Raw genomic sequence first — 687 nt, forward strand, 5'->3', positions numbered from 1 at the left:
GCGCGGCCAGCGCCGCCTGGCGCGCGGCCAGCGACGCGCGCTCGCGCTGCAGCTCGCGCACGGTGCGCAGCTCCGCGGCGCGGCGCTCGCAGGCGGCGAGCCGCTCGCGCAGCCCGCGGGCGGCTTCGCGCGCTTCGCCGAGCCGCTGCTCGGCCAGCGCCAGCGCCGCTTGCGAGGCGTCGCCGAGCCCCTGCTGCTCCGCCTGGAGCGCCCGGATCGCCACGTCCGTTTCCTTGAAACGGGCGGCGGTTTTCGCGCTCAGCCGGTCGCCGTACGGCTCCAGATGAAACAAGCGCTGCAGCATGGCTCGCCGGTCTTTGCCCGTCAGCGTCAGAAACTCCGCGAACTTCCCTTGCGGCAGCACGACCGCCCGGGTAAAATCGGCCATCGACAAACCCAATATATCCTGAATCCGCTGATTGACCTCGCCCGCCTTGTCGGCCAGCACGATCGCTTCGTCGTCCCGGTATTGAATCAGCCGGCACAGGCTGCCGAGCACCGAGACGTCGCCGCCCCGCTTGAACTGTCGGTCAACGCGGTAACGCTTGACGCCCAGCGCATGCCCCAGCTCGAAGGTAAACGAGACGGACAGCGTCTGCTCCGCCTGGTTCATAATCGCCTGCGTGCCGCCCGGCGCCCGCTCCACCTTCCCGAACAAGGCCAGCGTCATCGCATCGAGCAGCGTCG

General features: G+C 69.7%; 1 protein-coding gene. It reads right to left on the reverse strand.

Features of this window, described 5'->3' with window-relative positions; all coding sequences use genetic code 11:
* Positions 1–687, reverse strand: a 687-nt coding sequence (locus QJ48_RS34035) for an AAA family ATPase (protein ID WP_157261848.1), incomplete at both ends; no start/stop codon positions are given.

It is taken from the genome of Paenibacillus sp. A3 (genome assembly GCF_001399685.1).
Classification (GTDB): domain Bacteria; phylum Bacillota; class Bacilli; order Paenibacillales; family NBRC-103111; genus Paenibacillus_G.